We start from the raw sequence: 17,180 nt of genomic DNA, 5'->3' as shown, positions 1-17,180 counted from the left end.
GCCACCGCCCATAATGCCGGGCGAAAGGTATGCGCGACGCCGGTGTTCCCTCAGCATCTGCCGGCTGCCGGACGCTTTGCCCGCTACAGATGCACTCAGCCGGCCTCAGCACGGCGCCCCGCCCTTGTCCTGGGGTTGTGGGTCTGGGTGGTCTCACCCTGCTCCGTCCACGTACGAAGTACGCGTTCTTCGTCGTTGGTTTTTTCGATGAGGCAGACGACGACGTTCGGGTTCTTGCTGTAGAGCCCGACCCATTTCCTGTACTGGTCCTGTGCGGTCTTGGGCAGTGCCCATTCGCCTTCCACGACGGGGCCGTCGGCCTCGAACCGCAGCCGGGCGACGTGCTTGGTCTTCGTTGTGGACTCGTCCTGGTTCATCTGGCTCTTCGGTAGGCGCTCGCGGCGCCGGCGATGCCGGTGCCGTAGCGGGTACGGGCCCGGTCGAGGGCTGCTTCCAGGTCGCGGGCTTTGTCGTCGCGGGTGTCGAGGGTGAGCTGATGTGCGGCCTGGGAGGCCGGGAGAAGCCGTTCGGCGCGCAGGGAGATGGCGCGGACGCGGGCTCGTTGGAGGCCGAGGCGGGTGAGGAGGTCTCGGGCGGTGGTGGCGAGGGCCGGGGTGTGGGCGGTGGGTTCGGTGAGTGTGCGGGTCCTGGTGGTGGTGGTCCGGTCTGCGTAGGTGAGCGTGAGTGTGAGGGCCTGGGCGATGTCGTTCTGGTCGCGGAGCCGGGCGCCGAGCTGCTCGGCAAGGGCGAGGACGGTCCGCTGGTGTTGGTCCGTGTCGAGTTCGTCGCGGTCGAACGGGTGGGAGGCGCTGATCGATTTGGGTGCGGCGGCGGGGATGACGGGCCGGTCGTCGATTCCGTGGGCGCGGTCGTGGGCGTGGCGGCCGGCGGCGGTGCCGAGGATCCGCTGGAGGGTGGCGAGTGGGGTGTCGGCGATGTCTCTTACGGTGCGGATGCCGTAGCGGGCGAGGATCTTGGCGGTCACGGGGCCGATGCCGGGCAGCATGGCTGCGTGTTGGGGGCCGAGGAAGGCCGCGATGTCGTAGGGGCTGGTGCCGACGATCGTGGCGGCGCCGGGCGGTGTGAGGGCTGCGGCCATGGCGGCGATCATCCGGTTCGGGCCGGCGCCCGCGCTCGACTGGGCTCCTGTGAGGGCGAGAGTGCGGAGCCTGATGACGCCGACGAGTCCGGCGGGGTCCTGCTGCCAGTAGCGCAGGGCGCCGGTGAGGTCGGCGTCTGCCGACCAGTCCACGGGGTGTGCTTCGACGCGCGGGGTGATGCCTTCGAGGACGGCCAGGAGCTGGTCGTACAGCTCCGGGCTGGGGTTGGCGGGGTGGAAGTGGATCCGCAGGATGGTGCGGGGCCGGGTCGGTGAGGTCATCCGGCGCTCCCGGGGCTGGTGTGGCCGAGGTGGGTGAGGTCGGCGGCGCGGGTGCCTGCGGGCTGGAGGTCGGCGTAGGGGTGCAGTTGTGCGCCTGCGGTGCCGTTGACGAGTGTGCGGCCGGGGCCGGGTTGGGCCGGGGTGGGGGCGGGGGTGGTGTGGCCGAGGAGGTCGAGGACGGCCTGTGGGCCGTGGTCGCGGCGTGCGGCGGCGAGCTCTTCCAGATCCCATGCCATCTGGCCGACCACCGTGCGTCGCGGTCCGCGGGCTTCCACGGTGCCCCGGACGAGGAGGAGGCCGTGGTGGAAGACCGTGTGTGCGCATGCCTCGTGGGAGTCCTCGAAGAACGCGATGTCGACCAGGCCGAAGCCGTCTTCGAGGGTGACGAAGATGATCCGTTTCCCCGAGGCGATCGGCGGGGTCTGGGTGGAGGCGCGGATGCCCGCGACGAGGACCTGCTGTCCTGGGTGCATGGAGCGCAGGTGCTGGGCGTCGGTGGCGCCGATCTCGCGCAGCAGCCGGTGGTGGTGTTCCATCAGGTGCTGGCTGACGTCGATCTTCAGTACGCCGAGTTCGGCGTCGAGGATGTCGCGGCTGGTCATCTCCTTGAGTCCGCTCGGCCCGGTGGTCAGGGGTGTGTCGTCGAGGGGCAGTTGTCCTGGGCCTGGCCTGGTGTGGGTGTGCCGGTGGAGTTCGGTGGCTTGCAGGAGCAGGTCGCGGCGGGTCAGGTTTCCCTTCACGGGGTTGAGGGCGCCGATCTGGATGAGGCGTTCGGTGATGGGCAGGGCCGGGCGGGCCCGCTGGCAGAAGTCCTGGAGGCAGTTGTAGGGCTGTCCGTGCGCGATCCGTGTCACCTGTTCCTGTGAGATGCCTTTCACCGAGGACAGGGAGAGCCGTACTCCCCAGCCCGAGTCGGTTTCCTCCACCGTGTACTGGGGGCGGGAGCGGTTGATGTCGACGGGGAGGATGGGGACGTTGTGGCGGCGGGCGTCGGCGACGATCACCCGGGGCTGCCACATGCCGGGGTCGTGTTCCAGCAGGCCCGCGTAGAGCGCTGCGGGGTGATGGGCCTTCAGCCATGCGGACTGCAGGGCGGGGACGGCGAACGCGACGGCGTGCGCGCGGCAGAATCCGTAGGCCCCGAACGAGGCGACGATGTCCCACACCTCGTCGAGGACCTCCGGGCTGTAGCCGCGGGCGCCGGCCTTGTCGCGGAACCACGTCTCCAGTTTCGGCATCCGGTCGGCGTCGCCGAGCGTACGGCGGGCGACTTCGGCCAGTGCGCGGGCGCAGCCGGTCATGACCGCGAGGATGTCGATGATCTGCTCGTGCCAGATCGTCACCCCGTAGGTGTCGCGGAGTACGGGTTCGAGGTCGGGGTGCGGGTATGCGGGGGCGGCGCCGTGGCGGGCGGCGATGTAGAGCGCGGGCATCCCGCCCTGTACCGGGCCGGGCCGGAACAGGGAGATGTCGGCGATGACGTCCTGGGGGTCTCGGGGCTGGAGGCGGCCGACCAGGTCCTGCTGGCCGGGTGACTCCAGCTGGAACATGCCGACGGTGTCGGAGTCCTGGATCAGGGCGAAGGCGAACTGGTCGTCGAGCGGGACCTGGCCGGGGTTGTCGAGGTCGATCTGTTTCCCGGTCGTGCGGCGGATCTCGGCGACGGCGTGTGCCATCGCCGACTGCATCCGCACCCCGAGCACATCGAGCTTCAGAAGGCCGAGATCTTCGACATCCTCCTTGTCGGCTTGGACCATCGGAAAGGCGCCGCCCGGGGTCGGCTGGACCGGCAGCCGGTCCAGCAGCGTGGCGTTGGAGAGGATGACGCCGCAGGGGTGCATCGCGATCCCGCGCGGCAGTTTGTCCAGCCCTTCCGCGAGTTCCCACAGTGCCCCGAACTGTGCGGCCTGTGCTTTCAGGCCGCGCAGCTCGGGGAGCTCGGCGAGGGCGCTGCGGATGTCCGCTGCCCTGATGTGGGGGAAGGACTTGGCGACGCGGTCGACAGCGTGCGGGGGCAGGCCGAGCGCGAGGCCGGTGTCCCTGAGCGCGTGGCGGGCGCGGTAGGTCTCGGGCATGGCGGTGACCGCGACCCGCTCGGGGCCGAAGCGCTGGATGATGCGGTCGTAGACCTCCAGCCGGCGGGCGGACTCCACGTCGATGTCGATGTCCGGAAGCGAGGCGCGGCGTTCGGAGAGGAATCTCTCGAACAGCAGGTGGTGTTCGAGAGGGTTGGCGGTGGCGACGAACAAGGAGTGGTTGACCATGGATCCGGCTCCGGAGCCGCGGGCGGCGACCCGGATGCCCATGTCGCGGACGTCCGCGACGACCTGGGCGACCGCTAGGAAGTACGGCTCGTAGCCGAGACGGCCGATGATGCCGAGCTCGTAGTGGAGCTGGTCCGTTGCCGCCGGGTCGAGGTCCAGGCCGCGCGCGACCATGCCGGCCTCGCATCGCTGGCGCAGCAGCCGCATGGCCCCGTCCGGTCCTGGACCGGCGCCGACCACCGCCGGCTCGGGGAAGTGAGGGGTTCCGAGCCCGAGGTCGTCGACGGGATCGAGGACACACTGTTCTGCTGTGCGGGCGGTCTCGGCGAGGAGCGCGGCCGCCCGGCCGGGCCCGGCGCCCGCAGCCGCGCAGACCCGCTCGGCGATCGCCGCCATCGCCTCGGGGCCCTTGAGCCACCGCTCGCCGCAGTCCAGCCGCTTGCGGTCCACCGGCCGCAGGAGGCGGGCCGCATCCAGTACATCCGCGATGCGGTGCTGACCCGGGTCGGCGTAGCGGACGGCGTTCGACAGGATGGCGGGGATCTGGAGGCGGTCGGCCAGGGCCAGGGTGTGTGCCGCGAGCCGGACCGAACCGGGCCCCGTCCCGGGAATCCCCCAGCAGACAATCTCCAGGCGCAGGTTCTCGCCGGCAAGGTCCCGCCACGGTGCAAGGAGCTGCTGTGCGATGTCGGGCCGGCCTGCGGTCAGTGCACGGACCGGCTCCGAGACGGGGCCGAGCAGGATGGTGAGGTCCTGGCCGGCGTAGTGCTGCAGTACCTCCCATGAGGCAAGAGGCGGGCCGCCGCCAAAGGCGTGGGCGGCCGACACGATCCGGCACAGCCGCCCCCACCCGGAGGCGTTCTGAGCGAGAAGCGTCACCCGCATTGGTGCCTCGGCCACGTGCGTGCCGCCGCGCACCGGAGTCCGCCCCCGCCCGGCCGGGACCGGTCTGCTCGGTGTGTGAGGGGCGACAGCGAGGTCGACGCCGAAGACCGGCCTGATCCCGGCCGCGGTCGCGGCCTTCGCGAACCGGACCACGCCGGTCACGGTGTCCCGGTCGGTCAGCGCGAGCGTCCCGATGCCCCGCTCGGCAGCCCTGGCAACCAGGGCGTACGGGTGAGAGGCGCCATAGCGGGCGGAGTAGCCGCTCGAGGCATGCAAATGCATCCCGCCACTCATCACAACCTCCGAACAAAGGCCCCCAAACCCGTCCTAACTCTCATAGTCAGAGCACCACAGTAGTCGAACATAAATCGAACATGCGAGCCTCGGAATTCCTGGACCGGCTCACATGGCAGTGTGACCGAGCGCGATACCTGGCCCGGATGGCCAACTCCGATACTCAGGGTTGGAGGAGAGCCGTGGGCATTCGGGAGGCTGCCACGGGCTTCGTTCGACAAGGCTCGATCGGCTACGGCGCCATGGGGGCGCGGACCTCGTTACGGATGATCGCTGTCTTGGCGGCGAAGTTCTCAAGGTCGAATGCGGCAGGATCCTTGTCGGATTGCACGCTCTGGGTTACGTAGACAACAGCAGATCCATCCGCCCAGGAGCAGCCGGGCGTCCAGGTCGTTCCGAATTGGTCGACCTCCCTGACGATCCGGCAGGAGACGGGTTCAGAGAAGCCCTGAGGGACGACCGTGCGGGGCCCGATGATGACCGTGGAGCGACTGTCGGGGTCCGTGGTCCGGCTGTCGAGGATCTGTAGGAACTGGTCGCGGGCGACGACCGGGCTGAGCACGGTTCCATACACACCAGTCACCGCTAGCACGGGCCCCGACGTTTCGGAAGTACGGTCGGCGGGCTGATAGGCGGCGAACGCGGAGATTGGGCTTTCGATCTGTCCGGAGAGCATCGCCGCGATGCCCTGATCGGGCTCGGAATGATCGGCCTCTGTGAAGGTGCCCTTGAGTACCGTCTCAGGCATCTTCAACCGGTATGGCCTCGATGGATCCGAGACCGGTCCCGAGCCATTCGTCGATGTGCTGTCCGTTGGGCTGCTGCTCCGCTCGCTTCTGTTCTCTCCGCTGCTACCACAGCCAGCCAGTGCCAACGTGGCCATGATCGCAACTGCCACCGGCTTGAGACGTCGCTTCACGTGTTTCCCCCCACTGTGCACAGTTCAACCTGATCACTGTGCCATGAGGTGGGCCGCAGGACAGGGGCTGCGGCAGCAGGCAGTGTCCGCATCGGCGGCACATGCGGATCCGACGTCTTCTTCGACGGCGCGGCGCAGGACGGCCGCGGGAATGTTCCGTCGCAGACGGGCGCGGCGTGGTCGATGTCGGCCAGGAGAGGCCCGACAGGTCAGGTCAGGGGCGTTGGGCCGCCGTCCGTGATCGTCAGGTGGACGCCGCCTACGCCGGTTCGGGCTGCTGTCCGGGACGGGATGCGGCTGTCTCGGATGGCTCCGTATCCGGCGATGCTGGACGGTGTCCTCAGGTCCCGGGCCGTGGATCTTCCAGACCAACGACTGGCGGCAGTGGCGATTCCGCGCCAGCTGCGGCCACGTCCAGTCTCCCGGCGGCGTCGCACCGGATGCCGGCTCGGGCCCCGAACTCGCGGTGCCCCAGTGCCTCGTTGCACGACCCCGTGGCCGATCGTTGATCCGGCCGAGACAGTGCTGAGTACCTGGTGGAGAACCTGCGGCGTGACCGGCCGTGTCAGTGCCGGATGGCAGGGTTGGTCCCGATATGGAACACGCTCGAGGCTTGGAGGCCGCAATGCAGGATGAGGGAGAGCTGATCCTCTCGTACGTGATGGGGGGCAGCGATGACGCGGCGTGGGTGCTGCACCGCGTCGGCGACGACGATCACACGGCCGTGATGGGCGACGGGCCGGACGCCGGCGGAGAGGACGCAGCCAAGGCGTGGGCGTCCGAGCTGCTGGAGAGCTGGGGCCACGACGTGGACGGCCTTGCGTGGACGCCGCGCTGTCCTGATCCGTCGGCATCGGTGGACTACTGGATCGTGCGCTTCCCCGGCGAGGACGGGGTGGGTGAGCGGGAGCCCGACCGCCTGCGTCGCGCGCAATCAGGCACTTCCCTGTAGCGGTCTGGAGATGACTGTGGGGCCCGGATCTCACTCGGCGGGCCCCACGGGACCAGAGAACCCTAACCATCGGCTCCACCAGCGTATGGTCTGCCCCCGGCGGGCGCCGACGCGGCCCGGGCTTCGCAGCCGATGAGCTGCTCTCACCGGCGCGGCGCGGCACGGCGGGCTGTCGCGCACCCTAGCCTCTGGCCTCATGGCTGACATGTTCGATCACGCGCCGCAGGTATGGACGGCAGGCCAGCTGCGGTCCGCTCTCACCGCAGTTCCCGACGAGACCCCCGTCCACGTCGGTGTGGCGGATGGGCCGGGCAACTTCGTCGACGGATACGACGAGTTCGTGCTGGTCCACGCTGAGCCCGTGGAGCAGGCAGACAACACCGAGACGGTTCCGCAGCAGGTCCGCTTCACGCTCTTCGCCGACGCCGCGGCGGGCGCGTACTACCTCGACGTGGACTGACCTCCTTGGCCGGTCGACCGCTGCGGGTGTGCGAGGGCTACTGGCCGGGCGCGCGCCCGCCGGGGATGTTGTGCTGGTGAGCTGCGGACTGGGCCTGGTCGTGCTGATGGGGTGCGTGCGGCTGGCGTGAGGCCGCGGCGCGGTCCTGGGCTCCCTCACGAAGCCGGTCACGCAGCTCTGCGGCGCGCTGCTCTGCGGCATCGGCGGCCGCTGCGATGCGATCCTTCGCCTCGGCGGCGAGCCGATCGAAATTGATGTCGGCGTGCGCAACTGCGTCGAGTTCGGCAAGGTCGATGTACTCGGCGCTGTCCGGGGCTGGCCCGGCGGCAACCCGCTGGTTCAGCTGGTCGATCAAGCTCCTCTTGCGCTCGACATCGGGGCTCTCGCTCTCGGCTGCCCCCTGTCGCGCTACTCGTCCGTCGCGCTGTTCCGTCGGCGGCGGGACATAGGTAGGGGCGAACGGCTGTGCCCAGCGGTCGAAGTCCTGGTTCGCGGCGGCGCGGAGCGCGGTCGTGGCTGTTTGGCTGTGCCCTGTCGCATCAGCTCGGCGGGAACGGTGCAGCCCGGATTCCATGCCGCCGGCGTGCTTGGTGGCGTCGGCATGTTCAGAGGGCGGGGGCGTGCGCAGCCGGTCGAAGGTTCGGCCCACTGTCACCGACAAGGTGAACTCAGTCTGTGTGTCGGCGTAGCGACGCTGCACTGTCTGCAGACGGCGCTCGGCAACGGCGAGGTCGTGGTCGGTGGCGAATGCCTTGCCGAAGCCTGGCCCTTTGTCCAGACGGGTACGGATCTCATCGCAGTCGCGGCGGCATGCATCGGCGAGCCGGGCGAGCTCGTTCAGATCTCGTCTGAGGAGGTCCAGGGGGGCGATGTGGTTGCGCATCGTGTAGGCGCGGTGGCTGGTGGGCGGGAGGTCGCGGAGTTGCGGGAGCAGGTCGGTCAGGGCGTGCTGGGTGAGCTCGAAGTGGCGCTGGCGTAGGTGCTCCAGGCGAGTCTCTCCGGTCTGCACGACCGGTTTCAGGTCAGCGGTGGCCTGCTGTTCGTCGTAGCCGTTCCATGGGCGCTCTGCCGAGTCGTGCTGATCACGGCGGTCCTGGGCAATGCTCCAGATGCCGTCCATAAGGGTGCGGTATGCCTTGTCGAGGCTGTCTAGGGAGGTTGCCAGAGAGCGGAGGTGTCCGCGCGCGGCGTGGGTGTGTACGTGCTCGTGATGAAGGTTGCTGACGGCGGTGAGGTTCTGCTCGGCCTGGGTGCGGGCGTCGCCGCCGTCGGCATGAGCTAGGGCGAGGTCGTTGATACGGGCGGAGAGTGTGGCCATGTCCCAGCCGGCCTGTTCCGTGGCACGGCCGGAGTGACTGCGCCACAGGGCGGCGGCCGCGTGATGGGGTAGGGCAGCCGGTTCGGCAAGAGGGGCGAGTGCGGTGCGCAGTGCCGCCTGGGCTTCGGTCTCGGGAGGGCCACTGGGTCGCCGGGGCTCGGAGCTCCGCAGGCCGTCAACCTCTTGGGTGTAGTCGGAACGGGCCTGCTCGGTCCAGGCGGCGATGCGCGGCCACAGCGGCAGGATGCGGTCGAGGTAGGCGTGGGCGGCAGCCTGCAAGGCGGGTGCGTTGGGCTGGTCCCTGGCGGTGGCCAAAGTCACGGCGGTGTCGGAGTGGCGGGCAGCGATGCGTTCCAGCAACAGGCGGCGGGGGGTGTCTAGGTCAGTGCCGGGCTCGTACTGCGGCGTGACCGTCATTGTGTCCAGCTCGTGCAGGAGCAGCCAGGCGGTGTGAAGTTGGGCGAGGTTGTCGCCAACAGCGGAGGCATGAGCCAGGTCCACCGCTTCCATGACAGCGCCGGCCTGGTCGCACAGCGACTCCTTGCCCTGAGTGTAGGGCGGGTTCGGGAAGCGGGCGGTGAGCTGTTCCAGGACAGGCTCGGCAGGTACGCCGCCCCATACTGCCGCCCAGAGCTGGCCGGCGCGGATCCAGTCGTTGTCGGCGGGTTCGTCCGGGATCCACGTGCTTGCCTCATCCACGGGTCGGCGCAGCACGACATCCAGCCAGTCGGCTTGAGCGTGCTCCACGAGCTGGCGCAGGGCGTCGAGGGGCCGGGGGGATGACGAGTCGGGGAAGCTGGGATACATGGGGGGCTTGACCGTCTGCTGGAGGGCCCTGTCCGCGTCGACGCGCAGGTCATGGAGCGGCAGTCTTGTCCATGTGCGGCCGTCGGTGGTTGTGCTGCAGGAGACAGCCAGGGGGCTGTTTGTACTGGCGGTCAGGGCGAAATGCAGTGCGGCGATCGGGTCGTCGCAGAGCAGGTCCGGGTCCTCCTCACCGGCAAGGAACTGGTCGGTGTAGCGGGTTGTCATCGAATACAGCCGTGGTGAGGTTCGGTCGGTCCCAGCGGCGACGGCGTCCGCCTGCCGCGCGGTTCCGCTGGCAGTGGGGGCGTTCTGGTCTTCCGTGTCGGGCATGCTCGGTAGCCTCCTCGGTGATCTGCTATGTGGGTCTGCCCATCCCGCGCCTCCTGTCCCTGACCGCGCTGCGTGGCTCCACCATGCCTGACGCGTCGCCCCACTCGGTGCTGGTATTCGCTCGAGGCGTCTGCGCTCCCGCTGTCCGGGTCACAAACTCATTTTCTTCCCGTGTGGCGGGCTGGGATGGCGGCGCGGTTACGAAGTCGGCCGGGGCCGGTGCTGCAGTTGGGCCCCGTGATCGCCAACTCTCAGGAACTGCTGATTTGAGCGCGGCCGTAGGAGCCCCTGTGCCGCTGGAGTTGCCCATGCCGGTTCTCACGCCCCGCCCGCCACCGCGCAGCCGGGCGCCAGGTTCGCCACCTTGGCGAACAGGCCGTGGTGGACGGCACGCCGCGCGCGGAAACCCCAGAGGCCCTGGTGCGCACCGACATCCCCAGCCCGACGACCCGGTATGCGGTGTGGGCGGACGGCGGCCTCTCCGCCACCCGACCGGTGTGGAGATGGCGGCAGCACCGAACATCGCCACCTACTGGACGGCGTCCGCCCGGTGACGGTGTTCGGTGACATCACGGGTCCGGGGCGTCCACACCGGGCACAGTCGAGTCCCCAACGCGATCACCTGGCCGCGCATCGCGGCCTCCCCCATGGCTGAGCTGACCACTGACCCGCCGATCGCTGCACCGGGAACCCGCTCTCTTCGCACCGCGCCCGTGCAGCCGCTGGTGCTGTTGGCCAGGGCGAGTTCACCGCTATCGGGCCGCTTGCCGCGTACGGTGGGCCGGGCTGACACGTCCCGTCCGTGATGGTGGTGCGGGCGACAGGGAACGGGAGGACAAGCAGGATGACGCAGGCCGCTGCGAGCGAGTTGGACGAGCGGGTGGTGGGGCGCAGGTGGACGGTGCGTCTGGATGCCGCCGGTCGGGGCAGTGCGGCGGTACGTGTCTCGTGCAGCCGGCCTGCCTGTCCCGAGCAGCGTCTGCCGTCGGCAACCGTCGGTCGTGCTGCTGCGGTCGCCCATCTCAAGGCCCACTTGCGGGCTGCGGCCGGGCCCCGGGACGGTGTGTACTGCGTGTGCCGGGCCGAGAGCTGCCGCACGCACATCCGTCCCGACGACCGGCAGGCGCGGACCCAGCCCTGGCGGTGCGGCGGGGCGGTCGTATGGGCCGTGATCACCGACCGGGAGCGGCGCTGGTGGCAGGCCATGGAGTGCTGTTCTCGCTGCGCGGCGGCCACGCCCGGCGCGCAGGTCGTCGCCACCGCACAGGCCGCCTCCGGCCCTGTGCCCGATGCCCCGGACACCGCCGACCGTCCGACCACCGCTCCTGTCGGTGCTCCGCAGTTCTCCGACCGCTCCGTGCCCGCGACCCGTCCGCGGGAAGTACCGGCGCCGCGTTCCGCTCCGGTCAGGCGCCGCCATCCGTATGGCAGGATCGCGCAGCGGGCCGTCCCCGAGGACTTGCGTCCCGTTGCTCTGCGGGACGAACTCGCCGAACTCGGCCAGCTGTTCCGGGCCTACCAGCAGCGCGCCGAGCCCGATCTGGCGCTCCTCGCCGACCTCCACGAACGCAAGGCCCGCGCCTTCGCTACCTGGGCCGAGGTCACCTGCGACACGGGCCTGCGGCTGGATGCCCGGCGCGCCGAGCAGGCCGCCGCCACCGCCCGTCTCCAGCACCAGCAGCGCACCGGCGGCGGAGCGGAGAGCGATGGTCCGGCGGTGTCCCGGCTGCTGACCGCGTCGACGCAGTGGGAACACGCCCGGTCCGTCCTCGCGTACGTGGCCGGCCACAGTCCGCTGCCCGACATCGAGGCGCGGCTGCTGGTGGTGATGCTGACGCTGCGCACCGCGCACACCGGCACTGGGAACCTCGTGGGCCAGGACCTCACCTCGCTGGGCCTGGCCGATCCGGAGGGCCTGGTCGGGCAGCTGACCGGATGCGGGTGGCTGAGTATCCCCGGCACCGCCGGTGACCTGCTCGCCTCACGGCCCGAGAACCCCACCCCTGTCACTGTCCCGTCCCTCGTTCCCCGTGCGAACGGCCCGTCCCCGTTCACGTTCGGCAGGAAGATGCGGCCCAAGCTCAGCGGATGGGCCCAGAGAGTCGTCTCGGACAAGAAGCTCCGCAAGGCCAAGACCACCGCGGGTACCCGTCTGCTCGCCCTGACCCTGGCCACCCAGACCAGCGCATCGGGACGGCTCGGCCCCGGCGGGACGGGCATCGCTCTGGAGTCTCTCGCCTCCCTGTGCCCAGCGGGTCCCGGCGAACTGCAGCAACTGGTCGACCAGTTGCACGCAGCGGACTGGATCACCGATGCCGCCGTCACCGACACCCACCTCACCGGGCGGCTGACCGAGCGCATCCTGCCGCTAACCTGCCCCCTTCCCTAATCAGACCAGGCCGGCGTACGGCGGGCGGCGGGCGGTACTTGATGTCCGGTGCCCCCACGCACGCCATCGACCACCGTCTCGACGTCACGATCATCTGCGGGGCAAGCGAACACTCCGACGACGAGCACATCCTTCACGACCTCGAGCTCGGTCCGCCGTACCTGCACGCCCAGACCGGCCCCGAGGCTGAAGTGCACACCGCAACCACCTCACCGAGCGGCCGTAGTTCTGGCCGTCACCGCCGGGCAGCGCGCTAGCGAAGGATGTCTCCGACTGGTGCGTGCAGGTACTCGGAGAGGTCCTTCGCCCGTTCCCAACTGATGACGGCCGCGGGAAGTGTGGTGGTCGGGGTGGCGTCGGCGGGGAGCTCGGGCAGTCCGGTGGCGAAGTAGCCGGCCCCCGTGCCCTCCTCGCCCCTCACGCGGCTGATGAGCAGTTCGGGCGCAGCTCCGTCCCACGCCCCGTTGGTGTGCATCGGCGACATCGCGTGGTGCGTGAAGTGCTTGCGACTGTTCGGGCTGTCGTGGTCGGTCCGCCGGACCAGGGGCCGGGTGTCGCGGATGCGGCCCGGTGACAGCGGCACGGCCGGGTCGTCGGTGGCGTGGTCCACGAAGTTGGTCACGAAGTCCCGCAGGGCCGCCATGTCCCTGATGCTCCCGCCGTACAACGGGGCAGCGACACCGCGGGGCCGCCGGGCGCTTTCAGCGCTGCGGCGGACCAGGCCCCGCATCCAGACACGGATCCCGCTGTCGAGGGCGTGTGCGAACACGAGCTCACCGCCCTCGTTAACGGGCACAACAAGGACATGGTCAAGGGTGGTCATCGAGGGGATCTCCTCATCGGCAGCGGGATGAACGCGGCCGGGGCCGGGCGCGCTCGGTCAGCCCGGTCGGAACGGGCTGCGTCCCCACGCTGCGGGGCCCGAAAGGGGGAGTCCGACGAAGTCTCCGCCAACGACCCTACCGAAGGCCGCGGGCGGTACGCAGGTACTGCGGGCCGAAGGACCCGAGCCCCTCTCGTCAACGGCGACTGGTTTTCCGGCCGTCCCCGCCTCTACATGCCCAAGGTCCCCGATGTGCGCTGACCCGCTGGGTACTGCGGATCGCACCTGCGTCGGCACGGTGGCGTTCGACGGCGGCGTTCACGCTCGGGAGGGGTTCCGCTGTTTGAGGACATCGCATGCCAGCCTGGTGGTCATCCCCGGTGCGGGTCGTGAAGGACGGTCCTTTCTCTCGGCTCGTTAGGAGGGAAGGCGGCGGATGCGGTGAGGGTCGGCAACGGTGATGTTCCGCATGGAGGACTGGGGCTGGGCAACAAGGTTGCCGAGCCGGGACATCTCCTCCTGGAAGGAGATCAGGTCCTGGCGTGCCTGGTCAGGGTCGTCGGCGAGGACGAGCAGGGGAATCTGGAGCAGGGGTTCGAGGTGGTCGGGGCAGCCGGCGCCGATGGTGCGGTCGGCGATGGCGAGGAGGCCGACGACACGGCTCTCGGAGCGGGAGGGCTCGGTTTGGGTGGAGACGTAGGGGATGCCGTCGTTCCAGCGGCGTTCCCAGAGACGGTGGGTCTCAAGGATCCGGCCGGGGGCGTAGTTGCCATTGGGCATGCGCAGGCTGTACAGGCTGTGCACGTCAATGTCCTGGTCGAGGATCCGGCCTCTGGACATGCGGATGGTGAGGTCGCGCAGCGCTTTGAGCATCGATGGTGTCCTTCCCATTGGGTTCGGAGGGTAGTACCAGTGCGGCATGCTCCGGGAGCGCGTCACTGGCCGGAATCTTTCCAGCTCTCCCGGTCGGGGACGGCAGCATTCACCGGCAGGTCTACTCACCGCCTCGTATGCGGGTGCCTACAGCCGGATCGGCTGGCTGACCGCCTGCCGGTCATCGGTGCCTCGACTACTTCAGCGAGGCCGGGGATGTCGCCGGGCGGTCCTGCTTGGCGGTCAGTTGCCGCGCCTGGGCACATCGTCGGCAAGCTGGAGAAGAAGCATGCCGCTCAAGGCCGCCACATCGTCGTCCACTGAGCCAGCACCGTTTCGCCCCTTGCCGGCTTCGCGCACGCGGGCGCGCAGGACCGAGGTGCGGCACCTGGGTTGAGCGCGATCTGAACCCGTCGATCGTCTGGGCCCTGCGGTTCAGCGTCTTGGGTGGACGCGGGCCGGCTCAGAACTGGGGTCTGCTCACGAGCTCGACGCCGCTCCAGAACCCCGCGCGCAGCTGCACCCGGTGGTCGTTGCTGATGTCCAGCACTTCATTGCCGATGGTGCCGAACCGCGCGGCGTAGCGTAGGAGTTCAGCGTCGAGGGAGCGTGGGATCCGGGGGTGTGCCTGGTCCAGCCTGGCCAGAAGGTCGGCGGCCTGGTCGTGCGGGAGTCGTGCGGCCCAGCGGGCGGCGAAGGTGCTTCCCACTTCGTGGGGCTCCCCGCTCACCGAGAGGTCTTGCTCACGGTCCACCCACACCTGCTGGGGGGTGGTGAGGGTGTGTAGGAGGGGGATCCCGTCGTCGGGGTCGACCCAGCCGGAGTCCGAGGACCAGCGCAGGGCCACGGATGGCGTGAACCTCGCGAGGTCTCCCGGGGTGGGGGCACGGGAGGGTTCCGAAGTCTGGGGTGCGCCGCTGGGCTCGCCCGGCGTGGACGGCTGGGATGCGAGCTGCGTCGGAACATCCAGCGGTCTCGGCTCGGCTGCGGTGATAGCCTGGGTGAGCCAGGCGCGGTCCAGCAGGTGCCGCTCGTCCGCTTCGGCAACCAGGTCCTCGGACTGGTTGTAGGCCCCGTCGGCGGCCTGCACGGCCCACAGGTGCATGGCCACACCGTGTTCCTTGGCCGCCATTACTCCGGGCAGGAGGTCACCGTCGCCGGTGATCAGCACGATGTCGCTGCAGGCCTTGTGTCTGGCGAGCTCGGTCAGCTGAGCTTGCATGGCGGCGTCGACGCCCTTTTGCTGGAAGCGGCCGTCGATGCGGGTGAGCATGCCCAGGCGTACCGTGACTCGGGGCATCACCCGCAGTCGCCGATGCTCGGGCTGGGGCACCCGGTCCGGTGCCCCGTCGAACCAGTAGATCCGCAGGAGCGGCTGCATGGTCTCGGTCTGCGCGCGGTCGCGGATCTGCTGGATCAGGCCTGCGTGGTCTACGGACAGGCGCGAACGTGTGGCGTCCCCTGTCAGCAGCGTCGCAGCCGCCCCCAGAAGGTATCCGGCGTCCACCAGGACGATGCAGCGGTCCACGTACTTCCCCCCTCGACCTCGTTCGGCTGCCAGTCCACCACAGTCACTGCAGGACACTCTCCGGTTCTGCAGCACCGCTTGACGCCATGGGGCGGGGGCGGTCGATGCCCGGACAGGAAGCGAGACAGGCTGGCTTCGCTGATGCCTACCGCCTCGGCAAGCGTCTTCCTAGTGACCAGGTCTCTGAGTACTGGGCCGGTCGGCGTGACCGTGGAGGCGTTGGTGAACGAGGGCCGTCACGGAGACACTTCGTGGCGGGAGCCCGCACTCGACCAACCGGAGCGGCAGGCCAGGCGGTGAAGATCTCTCGCCTCCTGGGATATTGCGACGGGCCGCGGTGAGACAGGACGGCCGGAACGAACTCCCGGAAGTCAGGGAGATCCGGTCACCACCAGCGTCCCGTCTTTCGTCCTTCGGGTCTCGCTGAGTACCAGGTGCGGAGACGAGTAGAGCAGTGTCTCGTTGTGGTACAGCCTGTACCGGTACCGCTGGGCCTGTTCCAGATCGCGTCGCTGCTGCGGGTCTGCATCGGGCAGTGTGAGTTCAACGAACCCACAGCCGTCGTGCAAGATGCCCTGGGACGTGATGCTCCCCTCGATGGTCACTGACGCAACGCCGGTCACGAGTTGGACGACGTCGCCCTGTATCAGGCGGAACCCGGGAAAGGTCATGCCACCACCCCCGCAAGGGGAACGTCGGCAATCGGCTGCCACGTGATGTGCGCGCCGTCGTGCCACTGCTCGACGAGATGGAGCCGTTTCACCACCACGGTCTGGGACAGTGGCTGCTCGATGTCTGACCTGAGGGTGACTGGGTCGATGCCTTCGGCGCCGTGCGAGGCGTAGGCGACGGACACGTGGGGAGAGCGGCTCGGTGCCGGCTCGAAGGCGGCTCCCGTGCGGGCCGTCGCCTGGGTGACGGCGTCCACGATCTCGTGAAACGGGCGTCCCGGCCATCCGCCGATCTCCACGGCAACGGCTCCCACGGCTGGCCGGTCGAAGGTCAGCGCAAAAGGCCGGACCGACCGCGCGTAGCCCCCGACTTCCGTGAGCAGCGTGTCTGTGTCGATGTCGGTGCTGCTCAGCCCGACGGCGTGGAGGAGCGTGCAGTGAATACCGTCCACCGGCACGCGCTGCAGTCCCGGCAGGGCAAGTCCCGTGTAGGGCGCGGTAAGAGCAACTGCTTCGCGCGGGGACGGCAGGATGTGCCAGTGCAGATCGCGGCGGCCCGCCGGCCAGAAGCTCCGGACCCGTTCGAAAAAATTCTCCATCAGGCGGTGTCCTCTCGGCATCGGATGGCACCATGTCGACACCGGTGTCGGTGGCGGCCACCGCGGCGACGTCAAGTGCCGAGTGTCCTGCCCATCCTCGCGGTCCCGCGCGGGTCTGCGCTACACCCCCGCCTGCCCTGTGCCGTTGTCAGGGAACGCCGCGGCCAGTTGAAGCCGGGTTGCGATCAGCGGGCGGCTCACGCGCGGCACCCTGCCCGTCATTCCACCCGTCAGCCGGCGAGGGTGGGGGTGCGGGTTTCCGGGCCCGTGCCGTCGGTTTCCTTCCGGGGCGCTAGCACCGGGGCCCGCGCCCTCTGGGTGGCGCGGGCCCCGGTGTGAGGGGCAGCAGCCCAGATCGTCCTGTCAAGACCACAGGCTGCACCGTCCCTGTCTACGGTCCCGGCAGCATCTGCGCGACCTGCGGCGCGCAGCTCGGCTACGGCTGTCACCCCTCCGGGCGTTGCGCGGCCGTCGGCGAACCCGTCACCGTATCTCGCCGGCAGCGGGTGCATGCCTTTCGGCGAGCAGCTCATCACCGGGCTGGGCCTCGTGGTCCATCAGCTACGTCATCAATATCGGCGACGCCATCCCGGTTGCTGGGGCGGCGGTGCTGTGGTCGCAGGTCAGGTACCAGATGCGGACCGGCCGCCGCTGATTCAGCGGGCGGAGGTCTGGGTGGCGGCAAGG

At 69.6% G+C, this 17,180-nt stretch carries 14 protein-coding genes; 3 read left to right on the top strand and 11 right to left on the bottom strand.

The features are described from left to right. Positions 1-95: 95 nt before the first annotated feature. From ACFYY7_RS38560 to ACFYY7_RS38545, 4 genes are all read right to left on the bottom strand, one after another. Positions 96-377, bottom strand: coding sequence for a hypothetical protein (locus ACFYY7_RS38560; protein ID WP_388668952.1), 282 nt, complete (start codon positions 375-377; stop codon positions 96-98). Further along, complete coding sequence (locus ACFYY7_RS38555) at positions 374-1,381, bottom strand: hypothetical protein (protein ID WP_388668949.1); 1,008 nt, start codon at positions 1,379-1,381, stop codon at positions 374-376. Before ACFYY7_RS38555 ends, ACFYY7_RS38560 begins: the two co-directional genes overlap by 4 nt. Beyond that, positions 1,378-4,812 (bottom strand): DNA polymerase III subunit alpha, encoded by a 3,435-nt coding sequence (locus tag ACFYY7_RS38550; protein WP_388668946.1) that lies wholly within the window; start codon positions 4,810-4,812, stop codon positions 1,378-1,380. The genes ACFYY7_RS38555 and ACFYY7_RS38550 overlap by 4 nt, the downstream gene beginning before the upstream one ends. 244 nt (positions 4,813-5,056) lie before the next feature. Beyond that, on the bottom strand, positions 5,057-5,572 hold the full coding sequence (locus ACFYY7_RS38545; RefSeq protein ID WP_388668943.1) for a hypothetical protein: 516 nt from the start codon (positions 5,570-5,572) through the stop codon (positions 5,057-5,059). Positions 5,573-6,368: 796 nt separating this feature from the next. Between ACFYY7_RS38545 and ACFYY7_RS38540 the strand changes: the two genes are divergently transcribed. Together ACFYY7_RS38540 and ACFYY7_RS38535 are read left to right on the top strand one after the other, a co-directional pair. Further along, positions 6,369-6,695 (top strand): hypothetical protein, encoded by a 327-nt coding sequence (locus ACFYY7_RS38540; protein WP_388668940.1) that lies wholly within the window; start codon positions 6,369-6,371, stop codon positions 6,693-6,695. A 196-nt stretch (positions 6,696-6,891) separates the two neighbouring features. Further along, complete coding sequence (locus ACFYY7_RS38535; RefSeq protein ID WP_351260408.1) at positions 6,892-7,155, top strand: DUF6225 family protein; 264 nt, start codon at positions 6,892-6,894, stop codon at positions 7,153-7,155. 37 nt (positions 7,156-7,192) lie between these two features. Here the strand turns inward: ACFYY7_RS38535 and ACFYY7_RS38530 are convergent, their stop codons facing one another. Then, positions 7,193-9,610 carry a hypothetical protein gene (locus tag ACFYY7_RS38530; protein WP_388668936.1) on the bottom strand — a complete coding sequence of 806 codons (2,418 nt, stop codon included), beginning with the start codon at positions 9,608-9,610 and terminating at the stop codon, positions 7,193-7,195. Between the two features lie 844 nt (positions 9,611-10,454). On the opposite strand from ACFYY7_RS38530, the gene ACFYY7_RS38525 reads away from it, so the two are divergent. Beyond that, a complete protein-coding gene (locus ACFYY7_RS38525) occupies positions 10,455-11,999 on the top strand; it encodes a hypothetical protein (protein ID WP_388668933.1) in 1,545 nt (514 codons plus the stop codon). A 253-nt stretch (positions 12,000-12,252) separates the two neighbouring features. Here ACFYY7_RS38525 and ACFYY7_RS38520 read toward each other — a convergent pair whose 3' ends face one another. From ACFYY7_RS38520 to ACFYY7_RS38495, 6 genes are all read right to left on the bottom strand, one after another. Further along, entirely contained in the window at positions 12,253-12,822 is a 570-nt protein-coding gene (locus tag ACFYY7_RS38520; protein ID WP_388668930.1) for a hypothetical protein, read from the bottom strand. A 417-nt stretch (positions 12,823-13,239) separates the two neighbouring features. Further along, entirely contained in the window at positions 13,240-13,695 is a 456-nt protein-coding gene (locus ACFYY7_RS38515) for a hypothetical protein (RefSeq protein WP_388668927.1), read from the bottom strand. Positions 13,696-14,158: 463 nt separating this feature from the next. Further along, on the bottom strand, positions 14,159-15,223 hold the full coding sequence (locus tag ACFYY7_RS38510) for an NYN domain-containing protein (protein ID WP_388668924.1): 1,065 nt from the start codon (positions 15,221-15,223) through the stop codon (positions 14,159-14,161). Next, on the bottom strand, positions 15,160-15,402 hold the full coding sequence (locus ACFYY7_RS38505) for a helix-turn-helix domain-containing protein (RefSeq protein ID WP_388669024.1): 243 nt from the start codon (positions 15,400-15,402) through the stop codon (positions 15,160-15,162). Before ACFYY7_RS38505 ends, ACFYY7_RS38510 begins: the two co-directional genes overlap by 64 nt. Before the next feature lie 192 nt (positions 15,403-15,594). Continuing rightward, complete coding sequence (locus tag ACFYY7_RS38500) at positions 15,595-15,894, bottom strand: hypothetical protein (protein WP_388668921.1); 300 nt, start codon at positions 15,892-15,894, stop codon at positions 15,595-15,597. Then, positions 15,891-16,514: a 2'-5' RNA ligase family protein gene (locus ACFYY7_RS38495; RefSeq protein WP_388668918.1), complete on the bottom strand. Its 624-nt coding sequence runs from the start codon at positions 16,512-16,514 to the stop codon at positions 15,891-15,893. Before ACFYY7_RS38495 ends, ACFYY7_RS38500 begins: the two co-directional genes overlap by 4 nt. Positions 16,515-17,180: the final 666 nt, after the last annotated feature.

It is taken from the genome of Streptomyces sp. NPDC001933 (assembly GCF_042890955.1).
Classification (GTDB): domain Bacteria; phylum Actinomycetota; class Actinomycetes; order Streptomycetales; family Streptomycetaceae; genus Streptomyces.
Note: the sequence above shows the minus strand (reverse complement) of the source record. Positions and strands in the feature narration are given on the sequence as shown.